Source organism: Elioraea sp. Yellowstone, assembly GCF_006704265.1.
Lineage (GTDB): Bacteria > Pseudomonadota > Alphaproteobacteria > Acetobacterales > Acetobacteraceae > Elioraea.
Genome location: NZ_VIKA01000007.1, coordinates 1 through 17,166, shown reverse-complemented (window position 1 = coordinate 17,166; position 17,166 = coordinate 1). Strand labels below are relative to the sequence as shown.

The window sequence follows — 17,166 nt, the reverse complement described above, 5'->3', positions numbered from 1 at the left end:
CCTAGCGGCGAGCCGGCGCCGGGCGCAAGCCGGGCGTCCTTGACTTCCAAGGGGGGCCGGAAGATAACGCCCGCCTCGCGGGATGGGGCTGTAGCTCAGATGGGAGAGCGCCTCGTTCGCAATGAGGAGGTCAGGGGTTCGATTCCCCTCAGCTCCACCACCATCCCCGCCGCCCGGACCGCCGTCGGCTCCGCCGCTGGCGCCGCCCCCGGTCCCGCGGATCGGACCAAGCGGGCGATGCTGCGTGCGAGCAGGCCCTGAAGTCCCCTCCGGCAGGTCGGCACCGGCTCCAGCGCCGGATTGCCGCCGGCCGAGACTGCCTCTCACCGCCATCACGATCGCCTCGACCGCCAGGGCGAGCCCGTCGCGCAGGGCGCGATGCCGCTGCCAATCCGCCCGGATGCCCGATCCGCCGAGGCTCCGCTCGCGCATCGATGATTCCTCTCCCCGTCCGTGCGACGCTGACGCTCACGGCAGCTTGCAAGACCGGCATGTCCGCCGTCGCGGTGCGGGGCGCAGGGGGCAAGGAGGGAGGCGGAAGGAAGCGATGGCAGGGCGCATCAACAGGGCAATCGAGCTGCTCGCGCAAGGCCAGGCGGTCTACTATGCCGGGCATCATACCGGCCACCTGCTGACCGCCGCGCAGGGCCGTGCCGATGGGGGCACCTGGGCCGACTACATCAATATCGGCATGGAACATGGCGCCTTCGACCTGGCCGGCCTCGCCGAGTACATGCGGGGCCTGGTCGATGCCGGACCGACGCGCTCCGGTCACCGCACGCCGGCGGTGATCGTCGAGGCGCCGGTGAACGGGACCGACGAGGCGACGGTGCGGCACAACGCTTGGCAGTTCCGCCAGATCCTCGGCCGCGGTGTCCATGGCGTGTTGCTGTGCCAGGCGGAGTCGGCCGATGCCGTGCGCGCCTTCGTGGAGGCCTGCCGCTATCCGCACCAGAGGCTCGGCGTCGATCCGGCACTGCCCTCGCCGCTTGCGCGCATGCGCGGCACTCCGGCGCCGCGACCTGCGCCGGGCCAGCTCGGCGTGGGCACGCGCGGGCGCGGTTCGGAAGCCACCGCCGCGCCGGTCTGGGGGCTCTCGGAGGAGGCGTATATGCGCCGCTGCGACCCCTGGCCGCTCAATCCCGAGGGGGAATTGCTGCTCGGCGTGAAGATCGAGAGCCCGGAAGGGGTGGCACGCTGCGAGCAGATCCTTGCCGTACCGGGCCTCGGCTTCGCCGAACTCGGACCGGGCGATCTCGGCCTCGCGCTGCTCGGCCTCCTCGACGTGCCGCGCCAGCCCTATCCGCCCGAGATGCAGCAGGCGCGCGCGCGCGTCTTCGCCGCCTGCCGCGCCAATGGCCTTGCCTTCCTGGAAGCCTGCACGCCCGAGACGATCGTTGCGCGCCTGGACGAAGGGGGGCGCGTGATCGCGGGCGGATCGGAGGAGACCGCGCGGATCGGCCGCGCCCATCAGCGTCGCGCCATGCCGGCATGATCCCCCGGCGCCGCTGCGCCCGGACGGGGCTGCCGGGCCGCGAACGGGGATGGTCGCAGCGGCGATCATCCGCTACCCGTTGCACGTCCGGCACCGCGAATGCACCCAGGGAGACCGCGCCTGATGGACTTCGATCTCATCCTCACCGGCGGACGCGTCATCGACCCGTCGCAGAACCTCGACGAGGTCACCGAGATCGGCTTCGCCGGCGGCAAGGTCGCGCGTCTCGGCCGGTCGCTGCCGCGCGCACCCGGCACCGAGGTGCGCGATGTCACGGGGCGCATCGTCACGCCCGGCCTGATCGACCTGCACACCCACGTCTATGTGCACGGCACCTCGCTCGGCATCGATGCCGACACCTTCGGACGCAACTCGGGTGTGACCACGGCGGTCGATACCGGCAGCGCCGGCCCAGGCAACTTCGCCGGCTTCCGCAAGCACGTCATCGAGCGAAGCGAGGTGCGCATCCTCGCCTATCTGCATGTCTCGCATGCCGGCATCTTCGGATTCTCCGAGCGCGTGATGGTGGGCGAGAGCGAGGAGATGCGGCTGATGAACCCGATCGACGCGGTCGCGGTGGCGGACGCCAACCGCGATGTGATCGTCGGCATCAAGGTGCGCGTCGGCAGGCACGCCTCCGGCACGTCCGGCGTGGCACCGCTCGACATCGCGCTGCAGGTCGCCGAGGAGGCGGGCATGCCGCTGATGGCGCATATCGACCACCCGCCGCCCTCCTACGAGGAGGTGGTCGAGCGGCTGCGACCCGGGGACATCCTGACGCACGCCTTCCGCCCCTTCCCGAACGCGCCGGTCACGCCGCAGGGCCGGGTCAAGCAGGTGGTGCTGGCGGCGCGCGAGCGCGGCGTGATCTTCGACATCGGCCACGGCAAGGGCTCGTTCGCCTTCCGCACCGCGCGCGCGATGCTGGCGAATGGCTTCATGCCGGACACGATCTCGTCCGACGTGCACACGCTCTGCATCAACGGCCCGGCCTTCGACCAAGTGACGACGCTGTCGAAGTTCCTCTGCCTGGGCGTCTCGCTGCCCGAGGTGATCCGCGCCAGCACGGTGAACGCCGCCGCGGCGCTGCGGCGGCCGGAACTGGGCAGCCTCCGCCCCGGCAGCCCGGGCGAGGCGACCATCCTGTCGCTCGAGCAGGGCCGCTTCGACTATGTCGATGTGGTGGGCGAGCATCTCGAGGGCGACAGGCGCATCGTCGCGGACGGCGTGGTGCTCGGCGGGCGGCTCTGGCACGTGCGCGAGGGTGTCACCTTCGCCCGCGCCTAGGGCCGGTCCGGCCTGTCGGAACCGGCTCCGGCGTTTTCCTGGTCTGCATCTTCAAGCGATCAGGTGAGTCCGCCTGATCGGGGGCTGCGCTAGCTCCCCTTCAGCGTCTCGATCAGCCGGTGCACCGTCAGGATCTCGTCAAGCAGCCGATGCGCATCCGCCCTGAGGCGCCGGACGCTCCGGAACAGTCCGCCGACCCTGAACTGGTCCCCGCGGCGCGGCAGGAGCAGCAGGAACTGGTCGAAGTCGAAGGCCGCATCGATCCCCCTCCGCCCGGCGGAAGCCGCGAGCCTCGCCATCACGGCGGCAAGGGGGGGCGTGATCACCTGCGCAGCCTGCGCCGGGTCGGTCGTCCAGAGCGACAAGTGCCGCGCGAACGCCTCGTCGGGGATATCGATCCGCTGCATCCCCTCGAGCTGGCCGTCGGCAAGCCGCCACGGCGTGCCGAACCACCGCGGACGCCCCCGCATCAGGATCGGCACCGGAATGCGTCGGGGGATCGCGATCATGAACATCAGGCCGCGGAAAATGGTGTGCGTTCGTGTCGAACGCCCGCGCCTGCCCCTGCTGCTGGCGGTCCGCGTCACCCTCTGCAGATGCAGCTCCATCATGACGAAGGCGATGCCGTCATGCGAGCCCTGGAACACGTCGTCGATCTCGGCCGAGCTGAAGGGCGTGACAAGCTTGGCGCGCCGCAGCCGGTGCACGTCACCGCCGCGGACATTCTCTTCGTGGGTAATCCCGCCGATCGCCTCGCACACCACGGGAGTGACGACGGCGCGGGCCGCCTGGTGGTAGCGCCTGGCAACGTAGGCGGCGTGCCCTGGCCCGAATACCAGCGCACTGAGGCCGAGAAAGATCGCCCAAGGGTCGCCGACCGCGAGGCACAGCCCGCCGAGTACGGGGCCGCCGACCCCCGAGAACAGCGCCCAGCCCCGATAGCGGCGCTGCTTCGCGCGCAGCTCGGCGAGCTTCGGCGCGACACGGTCGTTCAGCAGCTCGTCGAGCCGTTCTCGACGTGCCGCGTCCGCGGCGCGGCGCTCCCGGTCAGCCTCTGCATCCGTCATCGGATCATTCTGCCGTGCCAAAGGACACGGTGTCGAGCATGCGGTCAGTCGCGGCGGATCAGGCTCCAGTAGCGCGGGTGGCGGCCCTCGCGCAGCGCCTTCGCCTCGTAGCGCGTCGCCGGCCAGCCCGCCGGCCGGGCATCCGTGACCGCGACGATCTCGAACAGGCGCTGCTGCGCGAAGGTCTCGGCGACCCAAGCCTGATAGGTCGGATCGTCGGAGGCGATGCGCCACTCCCCGCCCGGCGCGAGCACGCGCGCGATCTCGGGCAACAGCATCGGGTGGACGAAGCGGCGGCGGGCGTGGCGCGCCTTCGGCCACGGGTCGGGGAACATCAGGAACAGCCGCGCCAGCGCCCGGTCGGGCAGGAGCCGCAGCAGGGCGCGCGCATCCTCCGGCCAGAGCAGCAGGTTGGCCGGCGGGAGCGCGGTTGCCTCCGCGCCTTCGGGGATGTAGCGGCCGAGCAACGACACGATGCCGTTCTCGAACACCTCCGAGCCGATCACGCCGACCTCCGGATCGGCCTCGACCAGCGCCGCAGTGTGCTCGCCACTGCCGAACCCGACCTCGAGCCAGACCTCGCGCACGGGCGCGCGGAAGGCGGCGCGCGGATCGCAAGCCGCCGCAGCGGCCAGACGCGCGCGCGGCAGGGTCAGGTCGATCAGGCGACGCTGGCGCGGGCTCAGCGCGTGGCCGCGGCGCCGCCCGTACAGCCGTTCGACCGGCGGACGATCGAGCTTCTTCGACCGCGGAGGGGCCTCGTCGCGCGGAGACGCCACATCACCCCTGGTGAACCGTCAGGTCAGCGGCCGAAGGCGGCCTTGAGAACCGGGACGAGATCGGTCTTCTCCCAGGTGAAGGTGCCCTTCTCCTCGTCCGGCTCGCGGCCGAAATGGCCATAGGCGGAGGTCGGCACGTAGATCGGCCGGTTCAGGTGCAGGTGCTCGCGAATGCCGCGGGGTGACAGGTTGACATGTTCCTGCACCACCTTGGCGAGCTTCACCTCGTCGATGTCCCTGCCGGTGCCGTGCAGGTCGAAATAGACCGAGAGCGGCTTCGAGACGCCGATCGCGTAGCTCACCTGGATGGTGCAGCGGTCGGCGAGGCCGGCGGCGACCACGTTCTTGGCGAGGTAGCGGCACATATAGGCCGCGGAGCGATCCACCTTGGTCGGGTCCTTGCCCGAGAAGGCGCCGCCGCCATGCGGACAGGCCCCCCCATAGGTGTCGACGATGATCTTGCGGCCCGTGAGCCCGCAGTCGCCGTCCGGACCGCCGATCACGAACTTGCCGGTGGGGTTCACGTAGAACTCCTCCTCCGGGCACATCCAGCCCGGCGGCAGCGAGGATTCGACGATCGGCCAGAGCATGCGCTTGATCTCGGACTGCTCGAACGGCTTGCCGTCGCGATGCTCGACATGCTGGGTGGAGACGACGATCGAGGTCGCCTTCACCGGCTTGCCGTCGACATAGAGCAGCGTCACCTGACTCTTGGCATCCGGCAGCAAGCCCTCGACCAGCGGATCCTTGTTGCGCCGCAGCTCCGCCATCCGGCGCAGGATCAGGTGCGCGTAGTGGATCGGCGCCGGCATCAGGTGCTCGGTCTCGGTGCAGGCATAGCCGAACATGATGCCCTGGTCGCCCGCGCCCTCGTCCTTGTTGCCGATTGCGTCCACGCCCATGGCGATGTCGGCCGACTGCGCGTGCAGGTGGCAGGAGACCTCGGCATCCTTCCACGAGAAGCCCGGCTGGTCGTAGCCGATGTCGCGCACCGCGAGGCGGGCGAGATGCATCAGGTGCTCGTGGGTGAGGTGGTCGGGGCCGCGCACCTCGCCCGCGAGCACGATGCGGTTGGTGGTCACCAGCGTCTCGCAGGCCACGCGCGCATAGGGATCGGCCGCCAGGAAGGCATCGACGATCGTGTCGCTGATCCGATCGGCGACCTTGTCCGGGTGGCCCTCCGAGACGGATTCGGAGGTGAAGAGATACTCGCCCTTCGCGCGCATGGCCTTAGTCGTCCTCTTGTCGCGTGGAGTGGGGGGGCTTCGGCGGCGGGGGGGTGTCGCAGGGAACGGCGGCGGGGTCAAGGCAAGGGCGCGCGTGGCTGGGCGGGGCTCAGCGCAGCCCGAGCACATCCTCCATCCCGTAGAGGCCAGGGGGCTTGCCCGCCAGCCAGAGCGCGGCCCGTACCGCGCCCTCGGCGTAGACGCGGCGGTCGAAGCTGCGGTGGCCGATGGTCAGGTGCTCGGTCGCGGCGGCGAAGATCGCCGTATGCTCGCCCACCACCTGGCCGCCGCGCAGCGCGGCGAAGCCGATCGCACCGTCGCGTCGCCTGCCCGTGTGGCCGTGCCGGCCGGACTCCATGTTGTCCTCCAGCGTGATGCCGCGCCCGGCCGCCGCCGCCCGGCCCATGGCGATCGCGGTGCCGGAAGGCGCGTCGATCTTCTGGCGGTGGTGCATCTCGACGATCTCGATGTCGTATTCGGGCCCCAGCGTCTCCGCGGCCCGGCGCACCAGCGCGAGCAGGAGTGCGACGCCCGCGGAGAAGTTGGCGGCATAGACGATCGGCACGCTGCGCGCGGTCTCGGCGATCGCGCGCTCCTGCTCGAGGCTGAGGCCGGAGGTGCCGATCACCAGCGCCCTGCCGTGGCGTTCGGCGAGCGTGAGATGGGTGGCCAGCGCGGCCGGATGGGTGAAGTCGATCACCGTGTCGGCGGCCTGGAACAGGACGGCTGGATCATCGGTGGCGGCGATCTCCCTTGGCCCGATCCCTGCGAGCATGCCCAGATCGGCCCCCACCTTGCCGCCCGGCCGCACCGTGCCGCCGGCGAGCACCGCGTCCCCGCGCCCGGCCACCGCCTGGACCAGGAGCCGCCCCATCCGCCCGGCCGCTCCGGCGATGCCGATCCTCATGCGCCCCTCCATGCCGTGGTCTTGCGAGGGGCACCGTGTGGGGAAGGGCTCGGAACGTCAATCCGAGGCGCGGAGCATCACCGGCAGCACGGCCTCCGGGCACACGGACGCTTGACCGGCCCGGTTTTGGCCGTAGAGCGATGGCACCATCCAGCCGAAGAATGCCGCGCGACGTCACGGAACACCCACGACCGGCGCCGACCGCAGCGAGGAGTCGGCGCGGCCGTTCGCTCCTCGGCGGACTTCTGGCCGTCCTGGCCGGGCTCGTGATCGTCCGGGCCGTGTATGGCGGCCACATCCTGCCGCCCGCGCACACCGGCTGGATCCTGTCGGGCCGGATCGGTCCGGATCCGGTACAGTACTGGCTGGGCTACACCTTCTTCAAGCGCACCGAGTGGGGCTGGCCCCCCGGCCTGAACCCGGGCTGGGGGATGGAGCTCAGCTCCTCGATCTTCTACGCCGACGCGATCCCGCTGCTCGCCTTCCTGTTCAAGGCGCTCGATCCGCTCGTCGAGGTGGCGCAGTACTGGGGGCTCTGGCTCTATGCCTGCGGCGCGCTGCAGGCGCTGCTCGCCTGGCGTCTGATCGGGCTCGGCACCACGGCGATGCTGCCGCGGCTCGCGGGCGCGGCGCTGTTCGTGCTGCAGCCGATGCTTCTGCACCGGATGGGCGGGCATTTCGCGCTCGGCGGCCAGTTCGTCCTGCTCGCCGGACTGCTTCTCTGCCTGACCCGCGGCGCGGGCTGGCGGCGGCTCGCCTCCTGGACCGCGCTCGTGCTCGCGACCGCGCTGATCCACGCCTATCTGCTGGTGATGGTCGCCGGGCTCTGGGCCGCCGACTGGCTCGCCCGCGCCGCCGATCCGCCCCGCCGGTCCGCCCTTCTCGCCGCCGAGGCGCTGGCCGCGCCTGGCGCCGGCCTGCTCGGGCTGTGGGCCGCCGGGTTCTTCGTGCTCTCCGAGGGCTTCGGCGGCACCTGGGGCGGGTTCGGCCGGATGCAGCTCGACCTGCTTGCCCCGTTCGATCCGTCCTACTGGGGCGCCTTCCTGCCCGACCTGCCTGGGCCCGGGCATCTCGAGGCGGGGAGTTCCTATGCCGGGCTCGGCAGCCTGCTGTTGCTGGCCGCCGGCGCGCTCGCCTGGGCCACGCGACCGCGCGCCTTCCTGCACGCCCACTGGCCCTTGCTGCTTGCGCTGGCCGCGTTCCTGGCGCTGGCGGTGACGCACCGGGTCTCGATCGGCGGGCGGGAGGTGGTGCTGTTCGAGCTCTCCGCGGAGGTGCTGCGCTACGCCGATGCCCTGCGCGCTTCGGAGCGCTTCCTCTGGCCGGTCGCCTATGCGGCGCTGGTGGCCGCCGCGCTGACGCTGGTCCGCGTGCTCGGCGGACGCCGTGCGGGCCTCGTGCTCGCGGCGGCACTCGCGGTGCAGATCGCCGATCTCCGCCCGGGCTTCGCGCGGCTTGCGCACTTCTTCGCGCCCGAGCCGGCGGTGGTGCCGCTGCGGCTCGGCGATCCGTTCTGGATCGAGGCGGCCCGGCGCTACAGCCGCATCCGCGTGGTGCCGAACCGCAACCAGGCGGCATGGTGGGAGGAGGTTGCGGTCTATGCCGCGACCATGGGGCTGGAGACGGATGCCGTGTATTTCGCCCGGATCGACCCGCGCCGCGTGGCGCGCGTGAACGCGGCGATGGCCGAGCGTCTGGGCACCGGGCGTTTCGAGCCCTGCACCCTCTATGTGCTCGGCGACGCCGGCGCGATCGCGCTGGCGCGCGCGAGCCGTGATCCCGACCGCGATCTCCTGGAGATGATCGACCTCCTGATGGTCCTGGCACCGGGGTGGTGGGGCGCCGACGATGACGGCTTCGGCGCATCGGCCTGCCGCTAGCGGCTCTGGCGCGATGGCGGCGAGGCGACGATGCTACGGTACGGTCGGCGGGCGTGGCGGAACTGGCAGACGCAGCGGACTTAAAATCCGCGTCCTTCGGGAATTGTGGGTTCGACTCCCACCGCCCGCACCACCCTATCCTGCGCGATAGCTCGCCGCCGGCTGCGGCTCGGCCACGCGTGTCCGGCCGAACGGCTTCTCGCGCAGCGTGCCGGGCCGGCAGCAGCGGGGCGTCGATCGGCAGCGGCACGGCATGGCACGACGATGGCGGACGGCCCGGTCCGGTGCCAAGCCCCGCCGGCGGCCGCGCCACTCGCGCCGCGGTTGTCGCGAACCGGACGCTGTGGCAGGAAGTCCGCGGTGCGGCTGGGGCGCCGGTCCCGCTGGCGCCGAGACGGGTCTCCTCCGCCACACGATGAGGTGCGTTCCGTGCGCAAGCCGCTGAAGAAGGCCGTCCTGCCTGTGGCCGGGCTCGGCACGCGTTTCTTGCCGGCCACCAAGGTGCTGGCCAAGGAGATGCTGCCGGTCGTCGACAAGCCGCTGATCCAGTACGCGATCGAGGAGGCGCGCGCGGCCGGGATCGAGCAGTTCTGCCTGGTGACGGGGCGCGGCAAGACCGCGCTGGTGGAACATTTCGATCTCGCCTATGAGCTCGAGCACACGCTGAAGGAGCGTGCCAAGACCGAGGCGCTGGCGCTGCTCGAGAGCACGGCGATGCCGCCGGGATCGCTGATGAGCGTGCGTCAGCAGGTGCCGCTCGGGCTGGGGCACGCGATCTGGTGCGCACGCGCCTTCGTCGGCGCCGATCCCTTCGCGGTGATCCTGCCCGACGATCTCGTGCTGGCCGAGGTCTCCTGGGTGAAGCAGCTTGCGGATGTTTATGCCGAGACGGGCGGCAACGTGATCGCCGTCGAGGAGGTTCCGCGCGAACACACCAACCGCTACGGCATCCTGAAGGTCGGCAAGGACGACGGACGGGTGGCCGAGGTGCTCGGCCTGGTCGAGAAGCCCAAGCCCGAGGAGGCGCCGTCCACGCTTTCGATCGTCGGCCGCTATGTGCTGATGCCGGAGGTGATCGCCGAGATCGCGCGGTTCGAGAAGGGGGCTGGCGGCGAGATCCAGCTCACGGACGCGATGGCGCGGCTGATCGGACGCCAACCCTTCCACGGCCTGCGCTGCCAGGGACGGCGCTTCGACTGCGGCGACAAGGCGGGTTTCCTCGAGGCGCAGATCGCCTTCGCGCTGAGCAGGCCCGATCTCGCCGGCAGGGTGCGCGGCTTCCTCAAGAGCTACCTCTGACCTCGCCCGAGGAGCGCTGAACCATGCATGTCGCGATGATCGGCGCAGGCTATGTCGGCCTCGTCTCCGGCGCCTGCTTCGCCGAGTTCGGCATCGATGTGACGGTGGTGGACAAGGACCCCGCCAAGATCGAGGCGCTGAAGCTGGGCAGGATCCCGATCTTCGAGCCGGGGCTCGAGGAGCTCGTGACGAGCAACGTCGCGGACAAGCGACTTCACTTCACGACGGACACCGCCGAGGCGGTGAACGGGGCCGACGCCGTGTTCATCGCCGTCGGCACGCCCTCGCGCCGCGGCGACGGTCACGCGGATCTCTCCTACGTGTTCGCGGCGGTGCGCGAGGTCTGCGCCGCTCTCACCGGGCCGACAGTGCTGGTGACCAAGTCGACCGTGCCGGTCGGCACCGGCCGCAAGGTGGCCGCGCTGGCGCAGGAAGCGCGCCCCGAACTCGACATCGCCGTCGCCTCCAATCCGGAGTTCCTGCGCGAAGGCAGCGCGATCGGCGACTTCATGCGCCCCGACCGCGTGGTGATCGGGACCGACAGCGAACGGGCGCGCATGGTCCTGCGCCGCCTCTACCGTCCGCTCTACCTGATCGAGACGCCGATCGTCTTCACCGGGCTGGAGACGGCCGAGCTGATCAAGTACGCCGCCAACGCCTTCCTCGCCACCAAGATCACCTTCATCAACGAGATCGCCGATCTCTGCGAGAAGGTGGGTGCCGATGTGCACGATGTCGCCAAGGGGATCGGGCTCGATGGCCGGATCGGGCGGAAGTTCCTGCACGCGGGCCCGGGTTTCGGCGGCTCCTGCTTCCCCAAGGACACGCTGGCCCTGGTGCGCACGGCGCAGGACGTGCGAAGCCCGGTCCGCATCGTCGAGACCGTGGTCGAGGTGAACGACCGACGCAAGGCCGCGATGGCCGAACGGGTGATCGCCGCCTGCGGCGGCTCGGTCGAGGGCAAGACGATCGCGGTGCTGGGCCTCACCTTCAAGCCCGAGACCGACGACATGCGCGATGCGCCCTCGCTCGCGATCGTGCCGCGGCTGGTGGAGGCGGGTGCCGTCGTGCGCGCCTTCGATCCCGAGGGCATGGACCAGGCACGGCCGCTGCTGCCGCCCGCGGTGGTGTACTGCCGCGACGCCTACGATGCCGCGCAGGGTGCCGACGCGCTCGTGGTGATCACGGAATGGAACGAGTTCCGTGCGATCCCGCCCGACCGGCTGGCCGCGGTCATGAAGGGGCGCGTGGTGGTCGATCTGCGCAACATCTTCGACCCGGCGGCGATGCGCGAAGCCGGCTTCGCCTACAGCTCGATCGGCCGCAGCTGAAGGAAACCACGATCATGGCGTTCAGCCACCGCTTCGATCCCACGACCCTGCGCGAGTACGACATCCGCGGCACCATCGGTCGCACGCTCTCGGCCAAGGACGCCTTCGCGATCGGCCGCGCGTTCGGCTCGCTCGTCGTGCGCGACGGCGGCGGGACGGTCGCGGTTGGGCGTGACGGGCGCCTCTCCGGGCCCGAGCTCGAGGCGGCACTGGTCGACGGGCTCGCGGCCTGCGGACTCACCGTGCTGCGCATGGGCGTCGGCCCCACGCCGATGCTCTACTACCTCGACCGCGCGCGCGGCTGCGCCGGCGCGATCCAGGTGACGGGCAGCCATAACCCGCCCGACTACAACGGCTTCAAGATGGTGAAGGCCGGCAAGCCGTTCTTCGGCGCCGCGATCCAGGCGATCGGCCGGATGGCCGAGGCCGGGGACGTCGTGCCGGAAGCCAAGGGCCGCATCGAGGACGTCGACATCGCCGGCGCCTACATCGCCCGCATCCTCGAGGACTGGGACGGCGGCGACCGCGCGCTCAGGGTCGTCTGGGACAACGGCAACGGCGCGGCCGGGGAGGTGCTGAAGCGCCTGGTCGCCGGCCTGCCCGGGCGGCACACGATCCTGTTCGGCGAGATCGACGGCCGCTTCCCCAACCACCACCCCGACCCGACCGTGCCGAAGAACCTTGCGGCGTTGATCGCGCAGGTGCGCGAGACGCAGGCCGATGTCGGCATCGCCTTCGATGGCGATGCCGACCGCATCGGCATCGTCGACGACGAGGGCGAGGTGCTGTTCGGCGACCAGATCCTGCTGATCCTCGCGCGCGACGTGCTGAAGGCCCATCCCGGCGCGACCATCATCAGCGACGTCAAGGCATCCCAGGTGCTGTTCGACGCGATCGCTGAGGCCGGCGGGCGGCCACTGATGTGGAAGACCGGGCACAGCCTGATCAAGGCGAAGATGGCCGAGACCAAGGCGCCGCTTTCGGGCGAGATGTCGGGCCACGTGTTCTTCGCCGACAGGTGGTACGGGTTCGACGATGCCCTCTATGCCGGCGTGCGCTTCCTCGGCGTGCTCGCGCGCATGGCGCGGAAGCTCTCGGATGTGCGCAAGTCGCTGCCCAGGGTGGTGAACACGCCCGAACTGCGCTTCGACTGCGACGACGTGCGCAAGTTCCAGGTGGTGAAGGAGGTGGCCGCGCGGCTGAAGGCGGCCGGCGCGGAGGTGAACGACATCGACGGGGTGCGCGTGCGCACGCCGGACGGCTGGTGGCTGCTGCGCGCCTCCAACACCCAGGCCGTGCTGGTCGCGCGCGCCGAGTCGATGACCGGCGAGGCGGGGCTCGAGCGCCTGAAGCAGGCGCTCGCCGACCAGCTTGGGGCCTCGGGTCTTGCCGCCCCGGACTTCTCGGGCGTGCATGCCGGGCACTGACCGCGCTGCGCGTCTTCCTCTACGGCACGTTGATGGACCCGGCGGTCGCGCGCCGCGTCGCCGGCGAGGACCGGTTCGTGCGCGAGGCACGCCCGGCGCTGCTCGCGGGATACCGCCGGGTGGCGCTGCGTGGGACGCCGTATCCGACGCTGGTGCGCGACGCGCGCGGCGCGGTGCACGGGCTGGTCGCCGAGGTGACGCCGGCCGTGCTGCGGCAGCTGCACGCCTACGAAGGGCCGCTCTACCGCTTCGTGACAGTGCGCGTGCTCTGCGACGGCGCGACACTCGCCGCGCGCGCCTGGATCGCGCATCGGACGCGCGCTACCGCCCGCGGAACCGCTCGATCGCGGCGAGCAGCGCCGCCCTGATCCCGGGCTCCAGCGCCGAATGTCCGGCATCCGGCACGATCGTCAGCCGCGCGCGGTCCCACGCGGCCGCGAGTGCTGCGGCACTCTCGGGCGGGCAGATCATGTCGTAGCGGCCCTGCACGATCTCGCCCGGGATGTGGGCGATCCGGTCCATCCCCGCGAGCAGCCCGCCTTCGGGCAGGAACAGGCCGTTGCGGAAGTAGTGCGCCTCGATCCGCGCGAGCCCGAGTGCCGTGCGGTCCTCGGCGAAGGAGGCGACGGTCTCCGGGCTCGGCAGCAGGGTCGAGCATGACCCCTCGTAGACGCTCCAGGCGCGTGCGGCGGCGAGGTGGACCTGCGGATCAGGATCGGTCAGGCGACGCCAGTACGCCTCCAGAAGGTCGCCGCGCTCGTCCTGCGGCACGTGGCCTGCGAAGGCGGCCCAGGCCTCGGGGAAGAACCGGGCGAGCCCGTAGAGGAACCAGTCGATCTCGCGCCGGCGGCCGAGGAAGATCCCGCGCAGCACGAATCCTGCCACCCGGTCGGGATGGGCCTGCCCGTAGGCGAGCCCGAGCGTGGAGCCCCAGGAGCCCCCGAACACCACCCAGCGGTCGATGCGCAGCCGCTCGCGCAGGCGCTCGATGTCGGCGATCAGGTGCGGCGTGTCGTTGGCGGCCAGGCTGCCGAGCGGGCGCGACCGGCCGGCGCCGCGCTGGTCGAAGATGACGACGCGGAAGCGGCCGGGATCGAAGAAGCGCCGGTGCACCGCGCCCGCGCCTGCGCCCGGGCCGCCGTGCAGGAACAGCACCGGCAGCCCCGACGGGCTGCCGACCTGCTCCCAGTACATCGTGTGGCCGGAGTCGAGCGGCAGGTAGCCGCTCTCGTAGGGCGCGATGTCGGGATAGAGGTCGCTGCGGGGCATGGTCTCGACGCCGTGGCCACGGCCCTCGGCGGGCAGCGGGCCAGTCCCATTCCAGCCGGGCCGGGGCGGTCAGTTCAAGGGCGGAGACTCAGCGCCGGACCTGGTAGACGGTCCGCCGGACGCGCCGGCGCCAGCGCGTCAGCCACGCCTGCGCCCGCTCCGCGCCCTGGTCCATCTGCTTGGCGTGGCGCGGGAACTTGCGCCTGAGCCAGTCGATCATGCGCTGCGCCCAGGCATACTCGTCGCGCAGGATGTAGAGCCCGACCGCGAGGAACAGGAAGCCCTGCAGGAAGGGCAGGAAGAACCCCGCGATGCCGAGCAGGATGAAGCCCCAGCCCGCCAGGATCTTGGCGCGCCGGGCCCAGCGGCTGGGCGGCCGCGGCGGCAGCATCCGGGGGATGGTGAGGTATTCGCGGCGGCGCGCCATGGCGCGGGCGATATGCCGCGCGGGACGGCGGGGGGCAAGCGTCAGGCCGGCGGGGGGCGGGAGAGCACCGCCCGCTCGACCGGGTAGCCGAGGCCGCGGACGGTCTCGAGCCACTCCGCGATCACGGGCTCGGGCAGGGTGGGGGTGCGAGAGAGCAGCCAGAGATAGTCCCGGCTGGGGCCGGAGACGAGGGCGATCCGGTAGTCCGGATCGAGGCGGATGACGTGGTAGCCGCCCTCGAAAGGCCAGCGGAAGGTCACGGCGAGGCTCGCGGTGTCGCGCGCGCCGAGGAAGCGGGCGGTGCCGGTCACCGACCGTTCCGTGCCGTCGGCGCGCCAGCCGCGGTTGGTGACCGCGATGGTGCCGTCGGGGTTGGCGGCGTAGGTGGCGGTGGCGCTCACATCGCCACGCTGGAAGCGGTGGTCGAGCCGGGCGATCTCGTACCAGGTGCCGAGGTAGCGGTCGGGATCGAAGCGCACCGGCGTGATCCCGGCAGGCGGGGAGGTGCAGGCGGCGAGCAGCAGGACGAGGGCGGCGGCGAGGCGGTGCATGGGCCCGGCGGGTCGGTGTGCGCTTTATCGCTTTACGACTTTATCCCTTTACGCCGGATTTGAAGGGGCCTGCCGGGCGCGGCAGCGGCAGTATCGCGTGCCGCTCCGCCAGACCGTGACGCGGGTCGCGCCGGCAGGCGCAGGGCGGCCGATGCCCCGACGCCCTCTTCCGGGCGCGGCCTGCCCTGCGCCGTCCGCACCCGCCCTTCGTTTTTTTCGTTTGCGCCGCCGACTCGGCGGGCGCAGAAGACGGGACCGCGACGCGCAAGGACGGAGTCGCCGCCACCCGATGCTGACCATCCGGATCATCCCCTGCCTCGACGTGAAGGACGGACGGGTGGTCAAGGGCGTCAACTTCGTCGACCTGCGCGACGCCGGCGACCCGGTCGAGCAGGCGCGGGTCTACGACGAGGCCGGCGCCGACGAGCTCGCCTTCCTCGACATCACCGCCTCCGCCGACGACCGCGACACCCTCCTCGACGTGGTCGCGCGCACCGCCGCCTGCGTGTTCATGCCGCTCACCGTCGGCGGGGGCGTCCGGTCGGTGGAGGACATCCGCCGCCTGCTGCTCGCCGGCGCCGACAAGGCCTCGATCAACTCCGCCGCCGTGGCGCGGCCGGAGCTGATCAGCGAGGCCGCCGCCAAGTTCGGCAGCCAGTGCGTCGTCGTGGCGATCGACGCCAAACAGGCCGGTCCCGGCCGATGGGAGGTGTTCACCCATGGCGGCCGGCGCGGCACCGGGCGCGACGCGATCGCCTGGGCGCGCGAGGCGGCCGCGCGCGGCGCGGGCGAGATCCTGCTCACCAGCATGGACCGCGACGGCACCGGCGAGGGCTTCGATCTCGCGCTGACCCGCGCGGTCGCCGAGGCGGTGCCGGTGCCGGTGATCGCCTCGGGCGGGGTGGGCACGCTCGAACACTTCGTCGCGGGCGCGCGCACCGGGGCCACGGGCCTGCTCGCCGCCAGCGTGTTCCACTTCGGCACCTTCACGGTGTCCGCGGCCAAGGCGGCGCTGGCCTCGGCCGGCCTGCCGGTGCGTCCGGTGGCTGCGCGGGCGGTCTGAGGCGGCGATGGCCAAGACCGCCAGGACGGCCAGGCCACGCCGCCCCCCCGGCGCCACCGAACCCGCTGACGGGACGATCCTTGACCGGCTCTGGGCCACCGTGGAGTCGCGCAAGGGTGCCGACCCCGCACTCTCCCACTCCGCCCGGCTGCTCGCGCGCGGCACCGCGAAGGTCGCGCAGAAGCTCGGCGAGGAGGCGGTCGAGGCGGTGATCGAGGCGACCCGCGGCAACCGCGACGGCGTGATCGCCGAGAGCGCCGACCTGCTCTACCACCTCATGGTCGTGTGGGTGGATGCGGGCATCCGTCCCGGCGCCGTCTGGGCGGAGCTCGAGCGGCGCCAGGGCGTGAGCGGCATCGCCGAGAAGGCCGCGCGCGCCCAGCCTGCGGCGCGGCGGCTGCCGGGAACCAGGAAGGTGTGGTAGGCGAGGCGCTCCGTCGGTTCCACGGAGCGTTCGCCATGCCTGTCAGCGGCCTGCCGCCCTACGATCCCTCGAACGTCTTCGCCCGCATCCTGCGCGGCGAGATCCCGTGCCGGAAGGTGCATGAGGACGAGTGGGCGCTCGCCTTCCACGACATCAACCCGCAGGCGCCGGTGCATGTGCTGGTGGTGCCGAAGGGGCAGTACGTGTCGCTTGCGGACTTTTCCGCCTCCGCCTCGGATGCCGAGATCGCCGGGTTCTGGCGTGCGGTCGGCAAGGTGGCGAAGGACCTGTCGCTGGAAGTGTCGGGCTATCGCGTGCTGACCAACATGGGCGTGCACGGGCACCAGGAAGTGCCGCATTTCCATGTGCACATCTTCGGCGGGCGGAGTCTCGGCAGGATGCTGCCCGCGAAGGATTAGCACTACTTTGGCAGAATAGGGGCGGCTCTACTGGCGAGGCTGCGGCTGCAAAGCGGACATCGTCGGCTTTGCAAGCCGAGCAGATGGTGCTGGATGGCGCGCCTGACGGAAGGAGACGCTCAGGCCGTAGCCGGCATCGGCGAGCACCGTGCCGAAGCGCAGCCCAGCCCCGCGCAGCCGCTCGATCTCCTCGATGGCGATCTCGGGCTTCGTCCGCGCGGCCTGGAACGCCGCCGGAACGCCCGCGCGCCGCATCCTCTCGGGATCGGCGGTCCAACTGTCGGGCAGGAACAGCCGCAACCCGACCGTCACGGG

General features: G+C 71.6%; 17 protein-coding genes, 2 tRNA genes and 1 pseudogene. 12 read left to right on the top strand and 8 right to left on the bottom strand.

Translation table 11 applies throughout. The features are described from left to right. Positions 1-84 precede the first annotated feature (84 nt). From FK498_RS02415 to FK498_RS02405, 3 genes are all read left to right on the top strand, one after another. A tRNA-Ala gene (locus tag FK498_RS02415) sits at positions 85-160 on the top strand. 387 nt (positions 161-547) lie between these two features. Beyond that, on the top strand, positions 548-1,495 hold the full coding sequence (locus FK498_RS02410; protein ID WP_161988281.1) for an aldolase/citrate lyase family protein: 948 nt from the start codon (positions 548-550) through the stop codon (positions 1,493-1,495). A gap of 123 nt (positions 1,496-1,618) precedes the next feature. Then, positions 1,619-2,782, top strand: coding sequence for an amidohydrolase/deacetylase family metallohydrolase (locus FK498_RS02405; protein ID WP_141851216.1), 1,164 nt, complete (start codon positions 1,619-1,621; stop codon positions 2,780-2,782). 89 nt (positions 2,783-2,871) lie between these two features. Here the strand turns inward: FK498_RS02405 and FK498_RS02400 are convergent, their stop codons facing one another. From FK498_RS02400 to dapB, 4 genes are all read right to left on the bottom strand, one after another. Continuing rightward, positions 2,872-3,849, bottom strand: coding sequence for a DUF3137 domain-containing protein (locus FK498_RS02400; RefSeq protein WP_141851215.1), 978 nt, complete (start codon positions 3,847-3,849; stop codon positions 2,872-2,874). A gap of 44 nt (positions 3,850-3,893) precedes the next feature. Next, the gene (locus tag FK498_RS02395) at positions 3,894-4,628 is read right to left on the bottom strand and encodes a tRNA (guanosine(46)-N(7))-methyltransferase TrmB (protein WP_141851214.1); all 735 of its coding nucleotides are present in this window, start codon (positions 4,626-4,628) and stop codon (positions 3,894-3,896) included. Positions 4,629-4,651: 23 nt separating this feature from the next. Then, a complete protein-coding gene (gene metK, locus FK498_RS02390) occupies positions 4,652-5,854 on the bottom strand; it encodes a methionine adenosyltransferase (protein ID WP_141851213.1) in 1,203 nt (400 codons plus the stop codon). A gap of 109 nt (positions 5,855-5,963) precedes the next feature. After that, positions 5,964-6,761: a 4-hydroxy-tetrahydrodipicolinate reductase gene (gene dapB / locus FK498_RS02385; protein ID WP_141851212.1), complete on the bottom strand. Its 798-nt coding sequence runs from the start codon at positions 6,759-6,761 to the stop codon at positions 5,964-5,966. Positions 6,762-6,901: 140 nt separating this feature from the next. Between dapB and FK498_RS02380 the strand changes: the two genes are divergently transcribed. The 6 genes from FK498_RS02380 to FK498_RS02355 all read left to right on the top strand — a co-directional run bounded on the left by FK498_RS02380 (position 6,902) and on the right by FK498_RS02355 (position 13,066). Then, positions 6,902-8,641 (top strand): DUF6311 domain-containing protein, encoded by a 1,740-nt coding sequence (locus tag FK498_RS02380; protein ID WP_370510866.1) that lies wholly within the window; start codon positions 6,902-6,904, stop codon positions 8,639-8,641. Between the two features lie 47 nt (positions 8,642-8,688). Further along, positions 8,689-8,774 (top strand) — tRNA-Leu (locus FK498_RS02375). A 296-nt stretch (positions 8,775-9,070) separates the two neighbouring features. After that, positions 9,071-9,940, top strand: a complete 870-nt coding sequence (locus FK498_RS02370) for a UTP--glucose-1-phosphate uridylyltransferase (protein ID WP_141851210.1) — start codon at positions 9,071-9,073, stop codon at positions 9,938-9,940. A 23-nt stretch (positions 9,941-9,963) separates the two neighbouring features. Next, the gene (locus FK498_RS02365) at positions 9,964-11,271 is read left to right on the top strand and encodes a UDP-glucose/GDP-mannose dehydrogenase family protein (protein WP_141851209.1); all 1,308 of its coding nucleotides are present in this window, start codon (positions 9,964-9,966) and stop codon (positions 11,269-11,271) included. Between the two features lie 14 nt (positions 11,272-11,285). Beyond that, positions 11,286-12,698, top strand: a complete 1,413-nt coding sequence (gene pgmG / locus FK498_RS02360; protein WP_141851208.1) for a phosphoglucomutase/phosphomannomutase PgmG — start codon at positions 11,286-11,288, stop codon at positions 12,696-12,698. Beyond that, positions 12,695-13,066 (top strand): gamma-glutamylcyclotransferase family protein, encoded by a 372-nt coding sequence (locus FK498_RS02355; protein WP_255581446.1) that lies wholly within the window; start codon positions 12,695-12,697, stop codon positions 13,064-13,066. Before pgmG ends, FK498_RS02355 begins: the two co-directional genes overlap by 4 nt. Here FK498_RS02355 and pip read toward each other — a convergent pair. The 3 genes from pip to FK498_RS02340 all read right to left on the bottom strand — a co-directional run bounded on the left by pip (position 13,020) and on the right by FK498_RS02340 (position 14,945). Then, positions 13,020-13,967, bottom strand: a complete 948-nt coding sequence (pip, locus tag FK498_RS02350) for a prolyl aminopeptidase (RefSeq protein WP_141851206.1) — start codon at positions 13,965-13,967, stop codon at positions 13,020-13,022. The genes FK498_RS02355 and pip overlap by 47 nt on opposite strands. A gap of 88 nt (positions 13,968-14,055) precedes the next feature. After that, positions 14,056-14,394 carry a PGPGW domain-containing protein gene (locus tag FK498_RS02345; protein WP_141851205.1) on the bottom strand — a complete coding sequence of 113 codons (339 nt, stop codon included), beginning with the start codon at positions 14,392-14,394 and terminating at the stop codon, positions 14,056-14,058. Between the two features lie 41 nt (positions 14,395-14,435). Continuing rightward, positions 14,436-14,945 (bottom strand): lipocalin family protein, encoded by a 510-nt coding sequence (locus FK498_RS02340; RefSeq protein WP_141851204.1) that lies wholly within the window; start codon positions 14,943-14,945, stop codon positions 14,436-14,438. Between the two features lie 289 nt (positions 14,946-15,234). On the opposite strand from FK498_RS02340, the gene hisF reads away from it, so the two are divergent. The 3 genes from hisF to FK498_RS02325 are packed head-to-tail and all read left to right on the top strand — an operon-like array spanning position 15,235 to position 16,851. Then, entirely contained in the window at positions 15,235-16,008 is a 774-nt protein-coding gene (gene hisF, locus FK498_RS02335) for an imidazole glycerol phosphate synthase subunit HisF (protein WP_141851203.1), read from the top strand. A 7-nt stretch (positions 16,009-16,015) separates the two neighbouring features. Next, a complete protein-coding gene (locus FK498_RS02330; RefSeq protein ID WP_202614713.1) occupies positions 16,016-16,432 on the top strand; it encodes a phosphoribosyl-ATP diphosphatase in 417 nt (138 codons plus the stop codon). A 35-nt stretch (positions 16,433-16,467) separates the two neighbouring features. Continuing rightward, complete coding sequence (locus FK498_RS02325; RefSeq protein WP_141851202.1) at positions 16,468-16,851, top strand: histidine triad nucleotide-binding protein; 384 nt, start codon at positions 16,468-16,470, stop codon at positions 16,849-16,851. 102 nt (positions 16,852-16,953) lie between these two features. Here FK498_RS02325 and FK498_RS02320 read toward each other — a convergent pair. Then, positions 16,954-17,166: pseudogene (locus FK498_RS02320) on the bottom strand (transposase); the annotation flags it as partial.